18 protein-coding genes are annotated in these 14,159 nt (G+C 52.3%); 17 read left to right on the forward strand and 1 reads right to left on the reverse strand.

The window, feature by feature from the left end; translation table 11 throughout:
• Positions 1 to 18: 18 nt before the first annotated feature.
• Positions 19 to 459 (reverse strand): helix-turn-helix domain-containing protein, encoded by a 441-nt coding sequence (locus MKY64_RS31745; protein WP_036724549.1) that lies wholly within the window; start codon positions 457 to 459, stop codon positions 19 to 21.
• Between the two features lie 298 nt (positions 460 to 757).
• On the opposite strand from MKY64_RS31745, the gene MKY64_RS31750 reads away from it, so the two are divergent.
• The 17 genes from MKY64_RS31750 (at position 758) to MKY64_RS31830 (ending at position 14,159) form a co-directional block, all read left to right on the forward strand.
• Positions 758 to 1,258, forward strand: a complete 501-nt coding sequence (locus MKY64_RS31750) for an ArpU family phage packaging/lysis transcriptional regulator (RefSeq protein ID WP_340958222.1) — start codon at positions 758 to 760, stop codon at positions 1,256 to 1,258.
• Between the two features lie 379 nt (positions 1,259 to 1,637).
• Positions 1,638 to 2,060, forward strand: coding sequence for a phage tail terminator family protein (locus MKY64_RS31755; RefSeq protein WP_340957854.1), 423 nt, complete (start codon positions 1,638 to 1,640; stop codon positions 2,058 to 2,060).
• Positions 2,057 to 2,263 carry a hypothetical protein gene (locus MKY64_RS31760; protein WP_340957855.1) on the forward strand — a complete coding sequence of 69 codons (207 nt, stop codon included), beginning with the start codon at positions 2,057 to 2,059 and terminating at the stop codon, positions 2,261 to 2,263. The genes MKY64_RS31755 and MKY64_RS31760 overlap by 4 nt, the downstream gene beginning before the upstream one ends.
• On the forward strand, positions 2,263 to 3,585 hold the full coding sequence (locus MKY64_RS31765; RefSeq protein WP_340957856.1) for a phage tail sheath family protein: 1,323 nt from the start codon (positions 2,263 to 2,265) through the stop codon (positions 3,583 to 3,585). The genes MKY64_RS31760 and MKY64_RS31765 overlap by 1 nt, the downstream gene beginning before the upstream one ends.
• Before the next feature lies 1 nt (position 3,586).
• Positions 3,587 to 4,057, forward strand: coding sequence for a phage tail tube protein (locus tag MKY64_RS31770; protein WP_036724540.1), 471 nt, complete (start codon positions 3,587 to 3,589; stop codon positions 4,055 to 4,057).
• 166 nt (positions 4,058 to 4,223) lie between these two features.
• Positions 4,224 to 4,646, forward strand: a complete 423-nt coding sequence (locus tag MKY64_RS31775; protein WP_036696211.1) for a phage tail assembly chaperone — start codon at positions 4,224 to 4,226, stop codon at positions 4,644 to 4,646.
• Between the two features lie 192 nt (positions 4,647 to 4,838).
• Positions 4,839 to 6,791 carry a hypothetical protein gene (locus MKY64_RS31780; protein ID WP_340957857.1) on the forward strand — a complete coding sequence of 651 codons (1,953 nt, stop codon included), beginning with the start codon at positions 4,839 to 4,841 and terminating at the stop codon, positions 6,789 to 6,791.
• Position 6,792: 1 nt separating this feature from the next.
• The gene (locus MKY64_RS31785; RefSeq protein WP_340957858.1) at positions 6,793 to 7,539 is read left to right on the forward strand and encodes a LysM peptidoglycan-binding domain-containing protein; all 747 of its coding nucleotides are present in this window, start codon (positions 6,793 to 6,795) and stop codon (positions 7,537 to 7,539) included.
• Positions 7,540 to 7,551: 12 nt separating this feature from the next.
• Entirely contained in the window at positions 7,552 to 8,514 is a 963-nt protein-coding gene (locus MKY64_RS31790; protein WP_340957859.1) for an XkdQ/YqbQ family protein, read from the forward strand.
• A gap of 5 nt (positions 8,515 to 8,519) precedes the next feature.
• Positions 8,520 to 8,813 (forward strand): DUF2577 domain-containing protein, encoded by a 294-nt coding sequence (locus tag MKY64_RS31795; protein ID WP_209879675.1) that lies wholly within the window; start codon positions 8,520 to 8,522, stop codon positions 8,811 to 8,813.
• Positions 8,810 to 9,238 (forward strand): DUF2634 domain-containing protein, encoded by a 429-nt coding sequence (locus tag MKY64_RS31800; RefSeq protein WP_340957860.1) that lies wholly within the window; start codon positions 8,810 to 8,812, stop codon positions 9,236 to 9,238. The genes MKY64_RS31795 and MKY64_RS31800 overlap by 4 nt, the downstream gene beginning before the upstream one ends.
• Complete coding sequence (locus tag MKY64_RS31805; RefSeq protein WP_340957861.1) at positions 9,231 to 10,289, forward strand: baseplate J/gp47 family protein; 1,059 nt, start codon at positions 9,231 to 9,233, stop codon at positions 10,287 to 10,289. Before MKY64_RS31800 ends, MKY64_RS31805 begins: the two co-directional genes overlap by 8 nt.
• A 1-nt stretch (position 10,290) precedes the next feature.
• Positions 10,291 to 10,704 (forward strand): phosphoglucomutase, encoded by a 414-nt coding sequence (locus MKY64_RS31810; RefSeq protein WP_340957863.1) that lies wholly within the window; start codon positions 10,291 to 10,293, stop codon positions 10,702 to 10,704.
• A 1-nt stretch (position 10,705) separates the two neighbouring features.
• The gene (locus MKY64_RS31815; RefSeq protein WP_340957864.1) at positions 10,706 to 11,728 is read left to right on the forward strand and encodes a DUF2793 domain-containing protein; all 1,023 of its coding nucleotides are present in this window, start codon (positions 10,706 to 10,708) and stop codon (positions 11,726 to 11,728) included.
• A 12-nt stretch (positions 11,729 to 11,740) separates the two neighbouring features.
• Positions 11,741 to 12,076, forward strand: a complete 336-nt coding sequence (locus MKY64_RS31820) for a hyaluronate lyase N-terminal domain-containing protein (protein ID WP_081751111.1) — start codon at positions 11,741 to 11,743, stop codon at positions 12,074 to 12,076.
• Positions 12,077 to 12,078: 2 nt separating this feature from the next.
• Complete coding sequence (locus tag MKY64_RS31825; RefSeq protein WP_340957865.1) at positions 12,079 to 12,690, forward strand: YmfQ family protein; 612 nt, start codon at positions 12,079 to 12,081, stop codon at positions 12,688 to 12,690.
• A gap of 11 nt (positions 12,691 to 12,701) precedes the next feature.
• Positions 12,702 to 14,159, forward strand: coding sequence for a hypothetical protein (locus MKY64_RS31830; RefSeq protein ID WP_340957866.1), 1,458 nt, complete (start codon positions 12,702 to 12,704; stop codon positions 14,157 to 14,159).

Genomic DNA, 14,159 nt, shown 5'->3' on the forward strand with positions numbered 1-14,159 from the left:
AGTTGGATTGCCTGGTACTTACTCCTTGCCTGGATCGTGCTTGGGCTTGGTCCGCTTGTTCATCTGCTTTGCCTCCCAGAATAAGCCGGTTAATACGTCCTTGATCCGCTGCTTATCCTCCTTGTTCAGGGGAATTCCATCAAACATCAGCTCACCATCATCCTCCAGCATTTGGCGGAAGTCCCGCTTATCCTTGCTGGTGGCCCAGGCAGGCACAGCGCCCTCTGTACTGCTCTCCGTCTCGGTTAAATAACCGGCATGGCCCATCAGCTCCTCGTACGACACATCGGTCGCTTCAGCAATCTTACGCAGGGTAGCCGGCTTGGGGACACCCCGTAATCCATTCTCGATTCGTGAGATTTGGGCTCCACTGATACCGGCAAGCGCTGCCAGCTGATTAATGGTCAATCCCTTTCCTTCCCGAAGCTGTCTCAGATAGTATCCGAATTCCTCTGCCATCGATAACCACTCCTTATCCCTAATCACCTAAAAAGCTGTTGTACTTACTATAAGCTATTTATGCCAATAGGTAAACAATAAAGAGTCTATTATTGCCAAAAGGTAAGAATGGGCATGCATTTAGCTTGTTTGTGCTGCAAAACGGGCTAAAATGAGGTTTTACTGAATTGGTAGATAAGTGGTATATTATGAAAAAAGGCGAACAGTATACGAACAAGTAGAATTTTAACACATTTGGCCGGAAAGGTCCGCAACAAAGTTCTTAAATCTGTATAACATCTAAGGAGTGGTATAAATGATGATTCTATCTTCGCTGCCCGAGCTTGACCGCCGCCGGACTCAGGTCACTATAGAGAATATGCTGGAGAAGTACCGGATTTTCAAATCTGTAACGTTTGAGGCTAAAGAGGCCGGGATTACGTACTCCTATACGGAACGGTTCCATGGCGCAACCCATACGGTTACTGATCAGACAGCAGCGATTGCCACGCATAATGTAGATGTGCCTGCTGCAAGACGGGCGTACTGTGCTGTGATTGATTCGGTTGTAGAGCGGCTTACCCAGAGGGAACAACAACTGGTGCGGGAGAGATACATGCGCAGAGAGGAGAGCTACGACTACACGATATACAATCATGTGTTCGATCCTCCGGTGAGCAAGGATACTTATGTGAAAATAAGGTCGAAGGCGTTCTATAAGATGGCGCTGGCGCTTGCCGATCTGCAGCTGTTGTCTCTGGCCACGCTCACGAAGACCCCGGCTGGAGGGAACGTGTCTAAGGAGCAGAAATCCTTTTGACAACATGCAGCTACCATATGTAATCGACATGGCCGTATTGCCCGCCGGGGTGATGCGGCTTTTTGTTTCAGATGAGGTGACCGCCTTTTACCATCCCTAGTACCACCGGAAGTTATCGCTAATTCCTCTGTAATAGCGCCTGCGCAAGGTCTCAGGGGGTCTATGATTATAACATGGCAAATGAAGCAGAAGGACACCGCAGGAGCATGAATGCTCCACCTCATCGAAGCCTAAGACAGGCCGGCAGACAAGCGCGGTGAAAGCTCCTTCGGTCATTGCCGGATACAAGACGGGTCCTATTCTTCCTGAATCGAATCCGCGGGTGACTTCAAGAAAGGCAGGAGGGATTACCACATCTAATCATGAGAGGAATGAAATCATGACGGTACAACATCTACGGGGGAATATCACTGCTGCGCTGGAGCAGTTTTTCCCGGATATTCCTGTATATGTGGAAGGGGATAAGCCGCAGTCAGCCTACTTCAGGCTGGAGCTGCTCTCGGCAACCTACGACAGGCAGCGTGAAGGAAGATACATGGCGGTCTACCGCTTCGGTATCCGCTATGAACAAGGCAGTCTGCTGGATGCAGAGGCTATAGCTGACGGGCTCTGTGAGGCGCTGGACGCAAGAGAAAGTGTGAATCCCGCTTATCGGGTGGTGCGCCAGTCCTGGGTGGCCGGAGCAGAGGGACGGGGGGCGCTGTTCACCGTGGACTATATGCTCTATCTCCAGAAGCAGAAGCAGCCGGAGGAAGAGGCAGAGCTGATGGGACACCTCACAGAAGGGGCGCGGCTGAAATGAGTTCTAAGGAAATGACGGCAAGTGAGCAGGGACGCGGGAGCGGGGGACCGGATGTTTTTGGGAAAAAGCAGATCAGGAACTCGGCCCTGTTCGGCCCTAAGGAAAAGGATGTACTGGAGGTAGTTCTGCAAGAGGACGGGAGCTACACCTTGGAAGAGGCTAAGCATTTGATGGAGCTGTATCTAAATAAGGAGGTTATCTAATGGCTGGAGGAACATGGACAACACAAAACAAGGTGCGTCCGGGGGTATACGTAAATGTGGCCTCGAACGGTATTGTGGCAGGGAAAATGGGAGAACGCGGTACGGCTGCCTTGGCACTTGCACTGCCTTGGGGGCCTGCGGGAGTCATTCTAAAGCTTACGGCACAGGATGATTTTCAGCAAAAGCTGGGCTACGATCTCACGGCAGCAGAGCTGCTGCCGGTAAGAGAGGTGCTGAAGCGGGCAGGCACACTGTTGCTCTACCGTCTGAATCAGGGTGTGAAGGCTGCTGTGACCAATAACGGAATTCAGGCGACTGCGCGGTATGGCGGAGAACGCGGGAATTCACTTAAGGTAGTAATCGAGAAAAATATCGATGACACTAATCAGTTCGATGTCCGGACGCTGCTGGACGGGGCAGAAGTGGACAAGCAGACGGTAAGTGCTGCTGCCGATCTGGTTGCGAACGCTTATGTAGAATTTAAGCCGAATGAAGCCGGTGCGCTGACGGTGACCGCTGGACTGCCGCTGGCAGGCGGAGCGAATGGAACAGTCACAAATGCGGAGCATAGTGCGTTCTTGTCGGCGCTGGAGGTTCAGGATTTCCAGACGGTAGGTCTGGTATCGCAGGATAACACGCTGAAGTCCCTGTATAGCGCCTATGTGAAGCGTCTGCGTAATACGGAAGGCAAGAAGGTGCAGGCGGTCTTGTCCGATTACGCTACGGCTGACCATGAAGGCATCATCAGTGTGGCGAACGGCGTCATTTTGAGTGATGGAACGGTAGTGGATAAAGCTCATGCCGTGGCTTGGGTTGCGGGGGCAACTGCCGCCGCTGCTGTGAACGAATCTCTGACTTATCAGGCCTATGACGATGCTGTAGATGCGGATGTGCGTTTCAGCCATTCCGAGACTGTAGAAGCACTTACAGACGGAGAGCTGCTGTTCACCTATAGCGGAGGCCGTGCAGTAGTGGAGCAGGACATTAACACGTTCACCTCCTTCTCCACAGACAAAGGTAAGGCCTTCTCCAAGAACCGCGTGCTGCGGGTGCTGGATGGGATCGCTGGTGATTTGAAGCGGATTTTTGAGAGCTACTTCATTGGCAAATTGCCGAATAATGAGGACGGGCGTGCGCTGTTCTGGTCGCAGTGCGTCACTTATATGAATGATCTGCAGAACCTTGGTGCGATTGAGAACTTCAATGCACAGAGCGATATTGTAGTGACTCCTGGAGCGGACAGTGACAGCGTAGTGCTGGAGGTAGCTGTGAAGCCGGTAGATTCCGTAGAAAAAGTATATATGAAAGTGAAGGTGGTCTAAGATGACATTCTTGAGAGCCAGCGATACGCTGTCCGGCCAGGAGGGCCGGGCGTATGCCACGATTAACGGACAGACGGAAGAAATGTTCTATGTTAAAACCCTGGAAGCCACTGTAGAGAAGCAGAAGGCGGAAGTGAAGACGCTTGGACGCCGCGGGGTGCAGCATAAGGCGACCGGCTGGTCGGGCAGCGGTACGATGACGATTTTTTATATGACGAGCCGTTTCCGCCAGATGATGCTGGAGTACATGAAGACTGGGATAGACCAATATTTCAGCATTATCGTGACCAATGAAGATCCGTCCTCAACCGTGGGCGCTCAGCGCATCATGCTGAAGGATGTCAACCTGGACAGTGTCATTATGGCTTCTCTGGATACGGAGTCGGATGCGCTGGAGGAAGAGGTTGCTTTTACCTTCGAGGATGTGGAATTGGTGCAGCCCTTCGCGGCTCCGGCTAATGCCGGCCAATAAAGCTTAAGCGGGCTATCCGCAGGTTGTAAAAGAGTAATTGAATGAATAGGTTCGGGAGGCGCCGCAAAGTATCTGGATATTCATTGAAGCCATGGCCGCTGCGCGGCGGTATTCTGCGGCGGGCCTCTTCGCTGCCCTAACACAATAAGAATCCGGGAGGAACAACATGAGTGAATTAAGTTTGTTTTTTGCGCAAAATGCGGCTTGTGATACAACAGAGGAATTCGCGGTCTCGCTGCGGTTCAAGGACAAGGAAGGTAACCCTGCCGTCTGGAAGCTGCGCAGTATGAATGAGGAAGAGAACCAGGAATGCCGCAAGGCGGCTACCCGCAAGGTCAAAGGAAAGAACGGCACTTACACTACGGATATTGATCCCAATGAATATATGGCGAAGCTGATGACGGCAAGCATTGTGCATCCGGATCTGAAGAATACGGAGCTTCAACGCTCCTACGGGGTGATGGGCGCCGAATCGCTGCTGCGCAAAATGCTGCTGCCCGGGGAATTCGCTGCGCTTGGGGAACGGGTACAGGCCCTGAACGGCTTCGCCACAGATATGAACGAGCTGGTGGATGACGTAAAAAACTAATCAACGAGGGCGATGGTGAGGCCAATCTGGCCTACTACGCCCTCCATGAGCTGCATATTCTCCCACATGAGCTGATGAAGCTCTCCGTCCGCGAACGCGCGGCGATCTATGCCATGATCTCTGTACGCGTTGACAAGGAGAAGCGGGAGCGCGCACGGAGCAAGGGGAAAAAGAGATGAAGGGGGTGAAAGAATGGAAATCGATAGCTCCAAAGCAGTCATTATCTCGCGCAGGTCGGTTACGATCTGGAAAGCCGTCCACAAACAAAGCCTGCGGATGAATAATAATCTCGACATGGTTAACCGGTCGGTAAAAGGTTTTCAGGCGGCGGTGAAACGTTCCAGTGAACAAATCATCCGTGCAGAGGATCGGATCATTCAATCCTTGCAACAGATTAATGACACGCTGCTGGAAGGCTTCAAACGGCTGCCTGTCAAAGTGGATGTGTCCAGAACAGTGGTGATGCAGCAAAGCCAAAGGGCTGCGCAATCCCAACAGTTGGGGGTCCGAATGCTTGAGGCCTCGCCTGCTGTAGAGAAGACGAAGGAAGAAGAGGCCAAAAAAGTGAACTGGTGGAAAGGGCTTAAAGAAAAAAAGAAAAAGGAAGAAAAAAAGCCTGAGGTGAAAAAAGAGGATGTTAAACCGCCAGTACCCGAGGTCCTACCGAAGCCGAAGATTAATTTGAAGAAAGACCCGGTGCCGCCACCTCCACCGCCGCCACCTCCATCTCCACCGGGCGGCGATTCCAAGATCATGAAGTTTCTCAAAACAGCTGATGTGGTTAAGCCTTTTAACGCGATTAAGTCCTTCGGGGAGAAGGCTGTGAAGGAAGCTGCACTGCCTGAGGATATTGCCAACTGGAACAAGATGAATAAGAATATTGATCTTGCCCTTGGGCAGATAGGCACCAAGGCTCTAGGTGCTCTGCGGCCGGTAATGGATACGATTAACAACGCATTAACTTCAGGACAGCTGGCGCCGCTTATTGATGCGATGGCTAACGGGTTTCTTTTCATAGCGAATGTGATCTCAATGGTCGTTGACGGGCTGTTATGGCTGGCTCAGGTGGTTCAGGATAACTGGTCATTTATTAAGCCCATCCTTGAAGCGATAGCCATTGTCTTCCTGGCAGCCATGATCGTTCAGGTCTATATGCTGGCTGCCGCCTGGCTGGCGGCGAACTGGCCGATCTTAATCGTCATTGCCGTGATAGCAGTCTTATTGATGATTCTGCAGCATCTTGGCGTATCGGCGGGTGAGGTGGTTGGATTTATCGTGGGATCGTTCTACTATCTGGCTGCAGTTGTACAGAATATAGCCATTGGTATCCAGAATTTTTTCACTTTGGCTGGCGATGGGTTAGTTTTTATATTTAATTGGGCTGTCAATAAAGTGCAGGGATTCTTTTATGGTCTTGCCGCTGGTGCGCTGGATGTTATGTATAGTATTGCTGTAGGCGCAGAAGGATTTGCTGGAGGATTTATGAAGGTAATGGCTAAGGCTATTCAGTGGGTGCTCGACAAATTCAACTCGCTGGTTGATATGCTGAGCAACATTCCATTCTTCGACACATTAGGGATCAGCAAGGTCAAAATAGATGTAGAGGAACCCGAGACTCCTCATGGTGCCAGTGATATTATTGCTAAATACCGCCAAGGGCTTGAGGTGTATAAACCGGCAGACAAGGTAGTCTTGGAATTGTCCAAGCAGAAAGATTATAAGGATACAAAAGCAGCATTTGGCGAGGGTAATCAAACAGGAAAGAATATAGTTAATAATTTCATGGATAAGGGACAACAAATGGCGGATAAAGCCAAGGAGTTAACCAACCCTAAGTCTCTTAAGAATATCCCGGGAGGTTCTACTAACGCTTTCGCCAACCAAACCGGCAGCCTGAACAACGTAAACAAGGTAGGCGAGGTAGGTAAAATCAGAGATAAGGTCGATGTCTCCAGCGATGATCTGGATATGCTGCGGGAGCTGGCGGAGATTCAGTCGATTCAGAATTTTGTTGAGCTGACGCCAACGGTGCAGGTAACAACCGGAAATATTAATAATTCCGGCGATATTGACTCCATCATCACGAAGATCGGGCAAAAGCTGAAAGAGGAGTTCGTCTCTACGGCGCAGGGGGTGTACACGTAACATGGAGGAGTATGGATTCTATCTTAGCTTCAATAATTATGAAGAGGTGATCCGGCTTCCGGTGAACCCGGAGACGCTGGAGATCAAGGAGAACAGCGATGGCAAAAGCTATACCATAGTGGATTTCGGTGAAATCAATGCTATCGCTTATCCGAAGCTGACAGAGATTACGATTGAGAGTATGTTTCCGGCACAATATTATCCGTTCGTGGTGTATTCCGGCGAGAATGCCGGCAAGCTGCTAAAGCCCTATGAGTATGTAGAGCTGATCCGCAAGTGGATGCTCAGCCGCAGGCCGGTCCGGTTTGTTTTCTCAGGGCTGAAGTCGGCGAACATGCAGGATACGCAGACTCCCGATTGGCTGAAGCAGGCCAGGGCGCAGGCGCAGCAGGCTTTTACCGGGGATATTGGCATTAATATGGCGGTCAGTATTGAGAACTTCTCCTGGAAGCTGAGTGCGGGGTCCTCGGGGGATATCGATTATACACTTGGACTCAAAAAGTATGTGTTCTATCAGGCTCTGGCTGTGAAGGTGGGCAGCACCGGTGAAGTGAAGAAGCAGCAGAAGCGGGCAAGCGAGAAGGCAGCACCTGCTACCTATACGCTCAAAGCCGGGGATACGCTCTGGTCGGTGGCCCAAAAGCTGCTCGGTGACGGCAGTAAATCCAAAACACTGCAAAAGCTGAACAATATCTCGGACAGCGAACTGAAGAAGCTCAAAATTGGCCGAGTGATCAAGCTGTCTTAGGAGGCCGTGGCGATGGAATTAATCGTAATTAATAAGGAAGGCGCCATCTGGAATATTGCCGGAATCGTTACGGATATCACGTGGAAAACCACCCGGACCGGCAAGCCTGCGACGCTTGAGCTTACGCTGGTGGACAGCGGTATATATCAGCATAAAAAGTTCGCGATCAGCAACGGGGATATTGTGCAGTTCCGCAGAGATGGAGTCGATGTATTCTACGGCTTCGTTTTCAGCATCGACACGGGTGCGAATCAGGAGATCAAGCTGACGGCGTACGATCAGATCCGCTATCTGCTGGGCAATGGCAGTTATGTGCTTCAGGACGTTACTGCGGCTGAGGTGATCAGCACCATTGCCAAAGACCGCGGCTTGCGGCTTGGATTACTGGAACCGGCGGAGTACAAGATCCCCTCGCTGATCGAAGACGGCAAAAAGCTGCTCGATATTATTATGGGTGCGGTCGGCAGTGAGCTGCAATATAAAGGCCAGTTGATGGCGTTCTATGATGATTTTGGCAAGCTGACGCTGCGCAGTCCGCAGTCTATGCTGCTGAAGGTGATTCTGGGGGCAGGTCATTACCTGTATGATTATTCGCTCAAAAGAAGCATCGACGATAATACGTACAATACGATTCTGCTCTACCAGGACAACGAAAAGACCGGCAAACGCGAGTTTTACCCGGTCACAGATAAAGAAAATGTAAAGCGCTGGGGTATCCTGCATCTCTACCAGAAGGCGGACGATAATGCGAATGCTGCGCAGATTCAGGAAAAGGCAGGCAATCTGCTCAAGCAGCATAACCGTGAGAAGGTCAGTCTCTCTGTGCAGGCTATTGGCGATATACGGGTGAGGGCGGGGAACTTCATCTATGTGCTGCTGGATGAATTCCAGACGCAGCTGTTCCTGGTGGATCAATGCAGCCATAAAATTTCCGGAGGGGAGCATACGATGTCCCTAGACATTAAGGTGGTGTAGACAACATGCTCGATATTATTAAACAGGCAAGCCTCGGGGCCGTATCGAATACGAATCCGGTGGCTTTGTCTTATGGAACAGTGGTTCTGGCACAGCCGCTGCAGATTCAGGTGGAGCAGCGGCTGCTGCTGACAGGAGCCGCACTGGTGGTGGTTGAATCCGTGATGGAGAGCAAGGCCGTAATCGAAGGCCGGGAGATTCTGCTGCGCCGTGGACTTGAAGCGGGAGACCGCGTACTGCTCGTGCGGATGCAAGGCGGACAGAGCTATATTGTCCTCGATCGGCTGGTGGACCTATGATTCCGGCGATAGGCAGATCCGGTCCGGTGACGGGAGCGCTGGAAGGGAATGTGACCGCTCCGGGGAGTGCTCCGAGCCTGACGTACCGGATGGACTGGGAGCGCAGGCGGATCGGCGGGCAGGTAGATGGGCTTGAAGCGGTGAAGCAAGCAGCAATTAAGGTGCTGCAGACCAGCCGTTATGAACACCTGATCTATAGCACGGACTACGGAACGGAGTGGAAGCTGGTGCTGGGACAGGACAGGCTGCTGGCCCGGCCGGAGCTGCGCCGGCTGATCAGCGATGCGCTGCTTCAGGATGAGCGGATTCAGACGCTTGAGGATGTAGAGATTTTTTTTGACGGAGATACGGTTAGCTTCAGCTGTACCGCTGTCACGATATATGGTGATGTGGAGCTGAGAAAGGAGGGGATTGGCAATGTATGAGGATCAGACGTACGAGGCTCTTCTGGAACGCATGCTGGATCGTGTGCCAGAGGGGCTGGATAAGCGCGAGGGAAGTATTATCTATGATGCGCTTGCGCCGGCGGCGGCTGAAATGGCCCAGATGTATCTGGAGCTTGAGGTCAGCAATAATCTGTTCTTCCCGGATACGGCAGATGGCGAATATCTGGAACGAACCATTGCCTGGACGGGATTGAAGCGTCATCCGGCAGGCAAAGCGCAGCTGGGCGCGAGGTTCTATACCAGCGGCGAACAGCCTCTGGACATTCCGCTGGGCAGCCGTTTCTCCCTGGGACTGCTTCATTATAGTGCGGCGGAGAAGCTGGCTCCCGGGACGTACCGCCTGGAGAGCGAAACTGCTGGGGCTGAGGGGAATCAGTATTCAGGCGCGCTGCTGCCGATTGATTATATCCCGGGACTGGCCCGGGGGGAGATTACGGGCCTGATGGTTCCCGGCACGGATGCGGAGACAGACGAAGCGCTGCGGCAGCGGTACTTCGATTCGGCCCGGCGGCCTGCAACGAGCGGCAATAAATATCATTATATGGAGTGGGCGCAGCAGATTCAGGGCGTAGGGGGAGCGCGGGTCTTCCCGCTCTGGGCCGGACCGAAGACGGTCAAGGTGGTCATTGTGAACGCGGAGCATCAGCCCGCCTCCCCGCTGCTGGTCTCCCAGGTGCAGCAGTTCATTGATCCTGCGCCGGGTCTTGGCGAGGGCCAGGCTCCAGTGGGAGCGGTGGTGACGGTGGAATCGGCCACAGGCAAGGTGGTTGATGTCTCAGCTAAGGTTACGCTCGCTGCCGGCTATGCGCTGCAGCCGGTTATTCAAGCTTTTACGGCGCTCCTGGAGAAGTATCGTAAGGAGAAGGCTTTTGCCGCTACCTATATCAGTCAATCGGTCATTGGCGCATTGCTGCTGAATACGGAGGGCGTTGTGGATTATAGCGGGCTGAAGCTGAACGGCGGGACGGCAAATATCCCTCTGCTGGAGACAGAAGTGCCGCTGTTCGGCAATGTCGTACTGGAGGTGTAGCATGGGATATCCGGAGCAGATCGATGTCTTTCAGGATAAGCTGAACAAAAAGGCAAACGGCGGCAGTCATGTTGTAGAGGAGAAGCTTCGGCTTACAGGTGGTGCATTCAGCGGACTGCTGGCCCACGACAATATTAACAATCAGACGCTGGCCGTGTACACAGGCTCCCGCTTCAGCGGGACAGAGGTGAGGAATTACTCGGTCTCTTTCCCGGACGAGGCTCCTTGGCGGCGGCTCATTAACATCTATGCGGATGTGAAAGAAGTCTATGTGACTTACGAGACACCGGGAGACACTGTGGAAGCGGATGATGTGAACCAGTTACAGGGCGGGCTTACGGCTACGCAGCGTGAACTGGAGCGGTATAAACAGGCCGGTCTGATTGACGGCGGATCTTTTAGAAGAGAGGTGTAATATGGCACAGACCATTCAGGTCAAACGTGGTACCCGGGCCGAGCTGTCCACTTACGGGATGCTGAAGGCGGGCGAAATGGGCTTCTGTACAGATACGAAGGAGGTCTATATCGGAGACGGTAGCTCCAACTCCATGGTGGGCCGGGCCTTGTCCGGTCCCGAAGCTTCGCGTCCTGCGGCAGCCTCGGCGGGGCGTCTATACTATGTGAGCAGCGGGAGTAACAGCGGGTATTTGTATTTCGATGACGGGGCCGCCTGGCGCCGGGTCAATGCGCAGAAATTAACAGATGTGAGCGGAACGGTGGACGATATCGCTGACGGCTCCACATATGCCAAGGTGCTCAAGGCGGATATTACAGCAGGGCATCCCAATAAAGTGTCGGACGGCACGAATTCGAAGACTGCCGCAGAAATTGCAACGCATCTTAACGATGCCGCGAAGCACAGGGTTATCAACGATGGCGGGTCGACGATTACAGACCTGTGGTCCGCGCAAAAAATCAAAAACGAAATCGAGCTGGCCAAGCATAATATTGAGCCGCAGGCTTCGGTGAAGGATCAGAACTTGACGGCTCCACCATCCAGTCCTGCGGAAGCTGACCGGTATATCATTCCTTCCGGCGCAACCGGCGTCTGGGCAGGTAAAACCAGTCAGATTGCGGAATATGCCGCAGGTGCCTGGGCTTATTATGTTCCGGCTGTCGGCTGGACGGCCTATGTGGACGATGAGCAGAAGATCTACAGCTGGAACGGGAGCGCCTGGGTGCGGACGGGCGGCGCGCTGCAGACGATCACGGCTGGGAATGGTCTTACCGGCGGCGGGCAGGCGGACAGTGTCACGCTGACCGTCGGGGCAGGCAACGGGATCATTGTCGGCTCAACCAGTGTTGCGGCCAAGCCGGGTAAGGGTATTCTGGTAAACTCGACGGGGATTGAGGTCAACATTGACGGCTCAAGTATCGTCTACGATTCGGCCAATGGCAACCAGCTCACGGTAAGCACTATCGATGGCGGAACATTCTAGGAGGCGGTGACCATGGCACGGAAGACATTGATTCAAATCCGCCGCGGCCTGGAGAGTGCGCTGGGTACGCTAGCCGCAGGCGAGCTGGGCTACTGCACGGATAGCGGTAAGCTGTTCATCGGCAGCGGCAGCAGCAATATGCTGCTGGCGGCAGGCCAAAGCACAGGCGATATGCTGAAAAGCATCTACGACACGAATAACAACGGTAAAGTCGATTATGCCCAGGCTGCGGATACGGTTCCGTGGTCAGGTGTGGACGGCAAGCCTTCGGTCTATCCGGCGGCTGCACATACCCATGATTATATGCCGAAGGGTCCGCTGACCTGGAATCAGCTGAAGGGGGTGTAGCTGTGGCTTATGGAGACAGTATCTATGGACTTATGACGTATTCGGCAGATGGTGTGACAGGGGAAGGGCCGGAGATTACCGCTCCCGATCTAATGAAATACCTGCCAGATTATTATCAGGGCGTGCCTGAGATGGAGGCTGTGCAGGCCAGCGCCGGTGCAGCTTGCGGTGAAGTGGCTTATGCCATGGCCGACAGTGATAATCAGAAGACACTGGAGTCCGCTACCTGGGGGCTGTCCCGCTGGGAGCGGATGCTGGGACTGGCCTCAGATCCGAACAAGTCCTACGCCACCCGCCGGGAGATGATCAAGGCCAAGCTGCGAGGCAGCGGAACAACTACGCCGGAAATGATTAGGCGGACGGCGTCTGCTTTTTCCGGGGGAGATGTGGAGGTAGTCGAGGTGCCCGAAGCGTACAGCTTCGAGGTGCGCTTCGTCGGCACACTGGGTATCCCGGCCAATATGGCAGGGCTGATTCAGATTATGGAAGAGATTAAGCCGGCCCATCTGGACTATAGCTTCGTGTACAGCTACACCTGGTGGGACTCCTTGAAGTCCCTCACCTGGAACGGTGCGCACGGCAAGACCTGGAATGAACTAAGAGTATATGAATAGGAGTGTGAGCGATGAAAACAACGGGTAATCTGGGGCTGAAAAAGCCCGATGGTACAGACATTGTAGATATCACCGACCTGAACGGCAATATGGATATTCTGGACACCGCCGTCAAGGCCGCGCAGGATCACTCTGCGGATGCGGTCAAGCACATCACAGCCGCGGAGCGCACGGCATGGAATGCCAAGGCGTCTACGTCAGTTGCGACCACGACTGCTGCCGGGCTGATGGCTGGAGCAGACAAGTCGAAGCTGGATAGCGTGGCACAGGGGGCTAATAATTATGTGCATCCTTCCACGCATTCGCCATCGGTCATCGTCCAGGACTCGTCCAACCGCTTCGTAACCGATGCGGAGAAGACGGCCTGGAATGGCAAGGCGAATCTAGTGACTACACCGCAGCAGACTACGGCGGATGTTACCTACTTTGTCCGTACTGATGGGAATGACAATAACACCGGGCTTTCTAATACGGCGGGTGGGGCTTTTAAGACGATTACAAAAGCAATTAATACGCTCCCTAAAGTAATCAACCATGATGTGAATATTAATGTTGCGGCAGGTAACTATGCTGAAACAATAGTAATTAAAGGATTTACAGGAAAAGGTTCTTTTGGCATTTCGGGAACAGCTACCGTGAATATATTAAATGTTTTAGGCAGCGCAAATACAATTCCTGTAACATTATCTACACTTACCAGTACTACAAACAGTTCGAATTGTTTTGAATTTAGTTATTGCTCTTGGACATATTTTAATAAATGTTCAGCGTTAGCAGTTGATAATTCAAACTCTGCGTTCGTTATCTATGGCGGAACTGCAGTTCTTGCAACGTGTACTATATCTAATAAATGGGCGGCTATATTGGCTCGCAGTGGGTCAAATGTCTACGTAATTTGGTGTTCTGGTGTTTCGAATTCTAACGCATATTATGCAATGGAATCGGCGAAAATCGGTGGAGATGGAAATTCCTTGTCGGGAGTTTCATATACCTCAAATGGAGCAACTATTTCAATGGGGCCTGGGGTTATTAACCCATGGGGGGATAATACAACATTAAATCGGCCTATGGCTGAAATGAAGCCTCTCTCTGACCAATTGTTAAGTGCTGGAGTATGGGGCAAGGTTACATTAAACCAGTCTCTTTACAGTATTAAAAATGTTGCGGACATAGCAAACAGTCGACTTGTTTCTCCTGAAACGGGAGTATATCTATTGAATGTCCGTGTAGCGATATCTAATTCAGGAGCAGGGCGGGCCGCTATTGGAGCTTTCGTAAATGGGAATCTAAATGGACTTTTAATAGAACAGACGAGTGATGCGAGTCAATTAGGGCTATCATTGGGTGGATCTTCGCTTTTGCGCCTTAGTGCGGGAGAGTACGTAGAAATATTCATAAACCCTACTCAAAATATTTCTATTTCTGCTCATGATCCATACACACATGTATCTTTAATTCGAGTTGCATAA

It is taken from the genome of Paenibacillus sp. FSL R7-0210, assembly GCF_038009085.1.
Classification (GTDB): Bacteria; Bacillota; Bacilli; order Paenibacillales; family Paenibacillaceae; genus Paenibacillus_AQ; species Paenibacillus_AQ silagei.

What these genes read in the sequence shown, in the direction of transcription:
- MKY64_RS31785 (WP_340957858.1), top strand. Translation starts at nt 6,793, where the DNA reads ATGGAGGAGTATGGATTCTATCTTAGCTTCAATAATTATGAAGAGGTG.
- MKY64_RS31820 (WP_081751111.1), top strand. Translation starts at nt 11,741, where the DNA reads ATGGCACGGAAGACATTGATTCAAATCCGCCGCGGCCTGGAGAGTGCG.
- MKY64_RS31775 (WP_036696211.1), top strand. Translation starts at nt 4,224, where the DNA reads ATGAGTGAATTAAGTTTGTTTTTTGCGCAAAATGCGGCTTGTGATACA.
- MKY64_RS31745 (WP_036724549.1), bottom strand. Translation starts at nt 459, where the DNA reads ATGGCAGAGGAATTCGGATACTATCTGAGACAGCTTCGGGAAGGAAAG.
- MKY64_RS31810 (WP_340957863.1), top strand. Translation starts at nt 10,291, where the DNA reads ATGGGATATCCGGAGCAGATCGATGTCTTTCAGGATAAGCTGAACAAA.
- MKY64_RS31800 (WP_340957860.1), top strand. Translation starts at nt 8,810, where the DNA reads ATGATTCCGGCGATAGGCAGATCCGGTCCGGTGACGGGAGCGCTGGAA.
- MKY64_RS31765 (WP_340957856.1), top strand. Translation starts at nt 2,263, where the DNA reads ATGGCTGGAGGAACATGGACAACACAAAACAAGGTGCGTCCGGGGGTA.
- MKY64_RS31815 (WP_340957864.1), top strand. Translation starts at nt 10,706, where the DNA reads ATGGCACAGACCATTCAGGTCAAACGTGGTACCCGGGCCGAGCTGTCC.
- MKY64_RS31795 (WP_209879675.1), top strand. Translation starts at nt 8,520, where the DNA reads ATGCTCGATATTATTAAACAGGCAAGCCTCGGGGCCGTATCGAATACG.
- MKY64_RS31770 (WP_036724540.1), top strand. Translation starts at nt 3,587, where the DNA reads ATGACATTCTTGAGAGCCAGCGATACGCTGTCCGGCCAGGAGGGCCGG.
- MKY64_RS31780 (WP_340957857.1), top strand. Translation starts at nt 4,839, where the DNA reads ATGGAAATCGATAGCTCCAAAGCAGTCATTATCTCGCGCAGGTCGGTT.
- MKY64_RS31805 (WP_340957861.1), top strand. Translation starts at nt 9,231, where the DNA reads ATGTATGAGGATCAGACGTACGAGGCTCTTCTGGAACGCATGCTGGAT.
- MKY64_RS31755 (WP_340957854.1), top strand. Translation starts at nt 1,638, where the DNA reads ATGACGGTACAACATCTACGGGGGAATATCACTGCTGCGCTGGAGCAG.
- MKY64_RS31760 (WP_340957855.1), top strand. Translation starts at nt 2,057, where the DNA reads ATGAGTTCTAAGGAAATGACGGCAAGTGAGCAGGGACGCGGGAGCGGG.
- MKY64_RS31790 (WP_340957859.1), top strand. Translation starts at nt 7,552, where the DNA reads ATGGAATTAATCGTAATTAATAAGGAAGGCGCCATCTGGAATATTGCC.
- MKY64_RS31830 (WP_340957866.1), top strand. Translation starts at nt 12,702, where the DNA reads ATGAAAACAACGGGTAATCTGGGGCTGAAAAAGCCCGATGGTACAGAC.
- MKY64_RS31750 (WP_340958222.1), top strand. Translation starts at nt 758, where the DNA reads ATGATTCTATCTTCGCTGCCCGAGCTTGACCGCCGCCGGACTCAGGTC.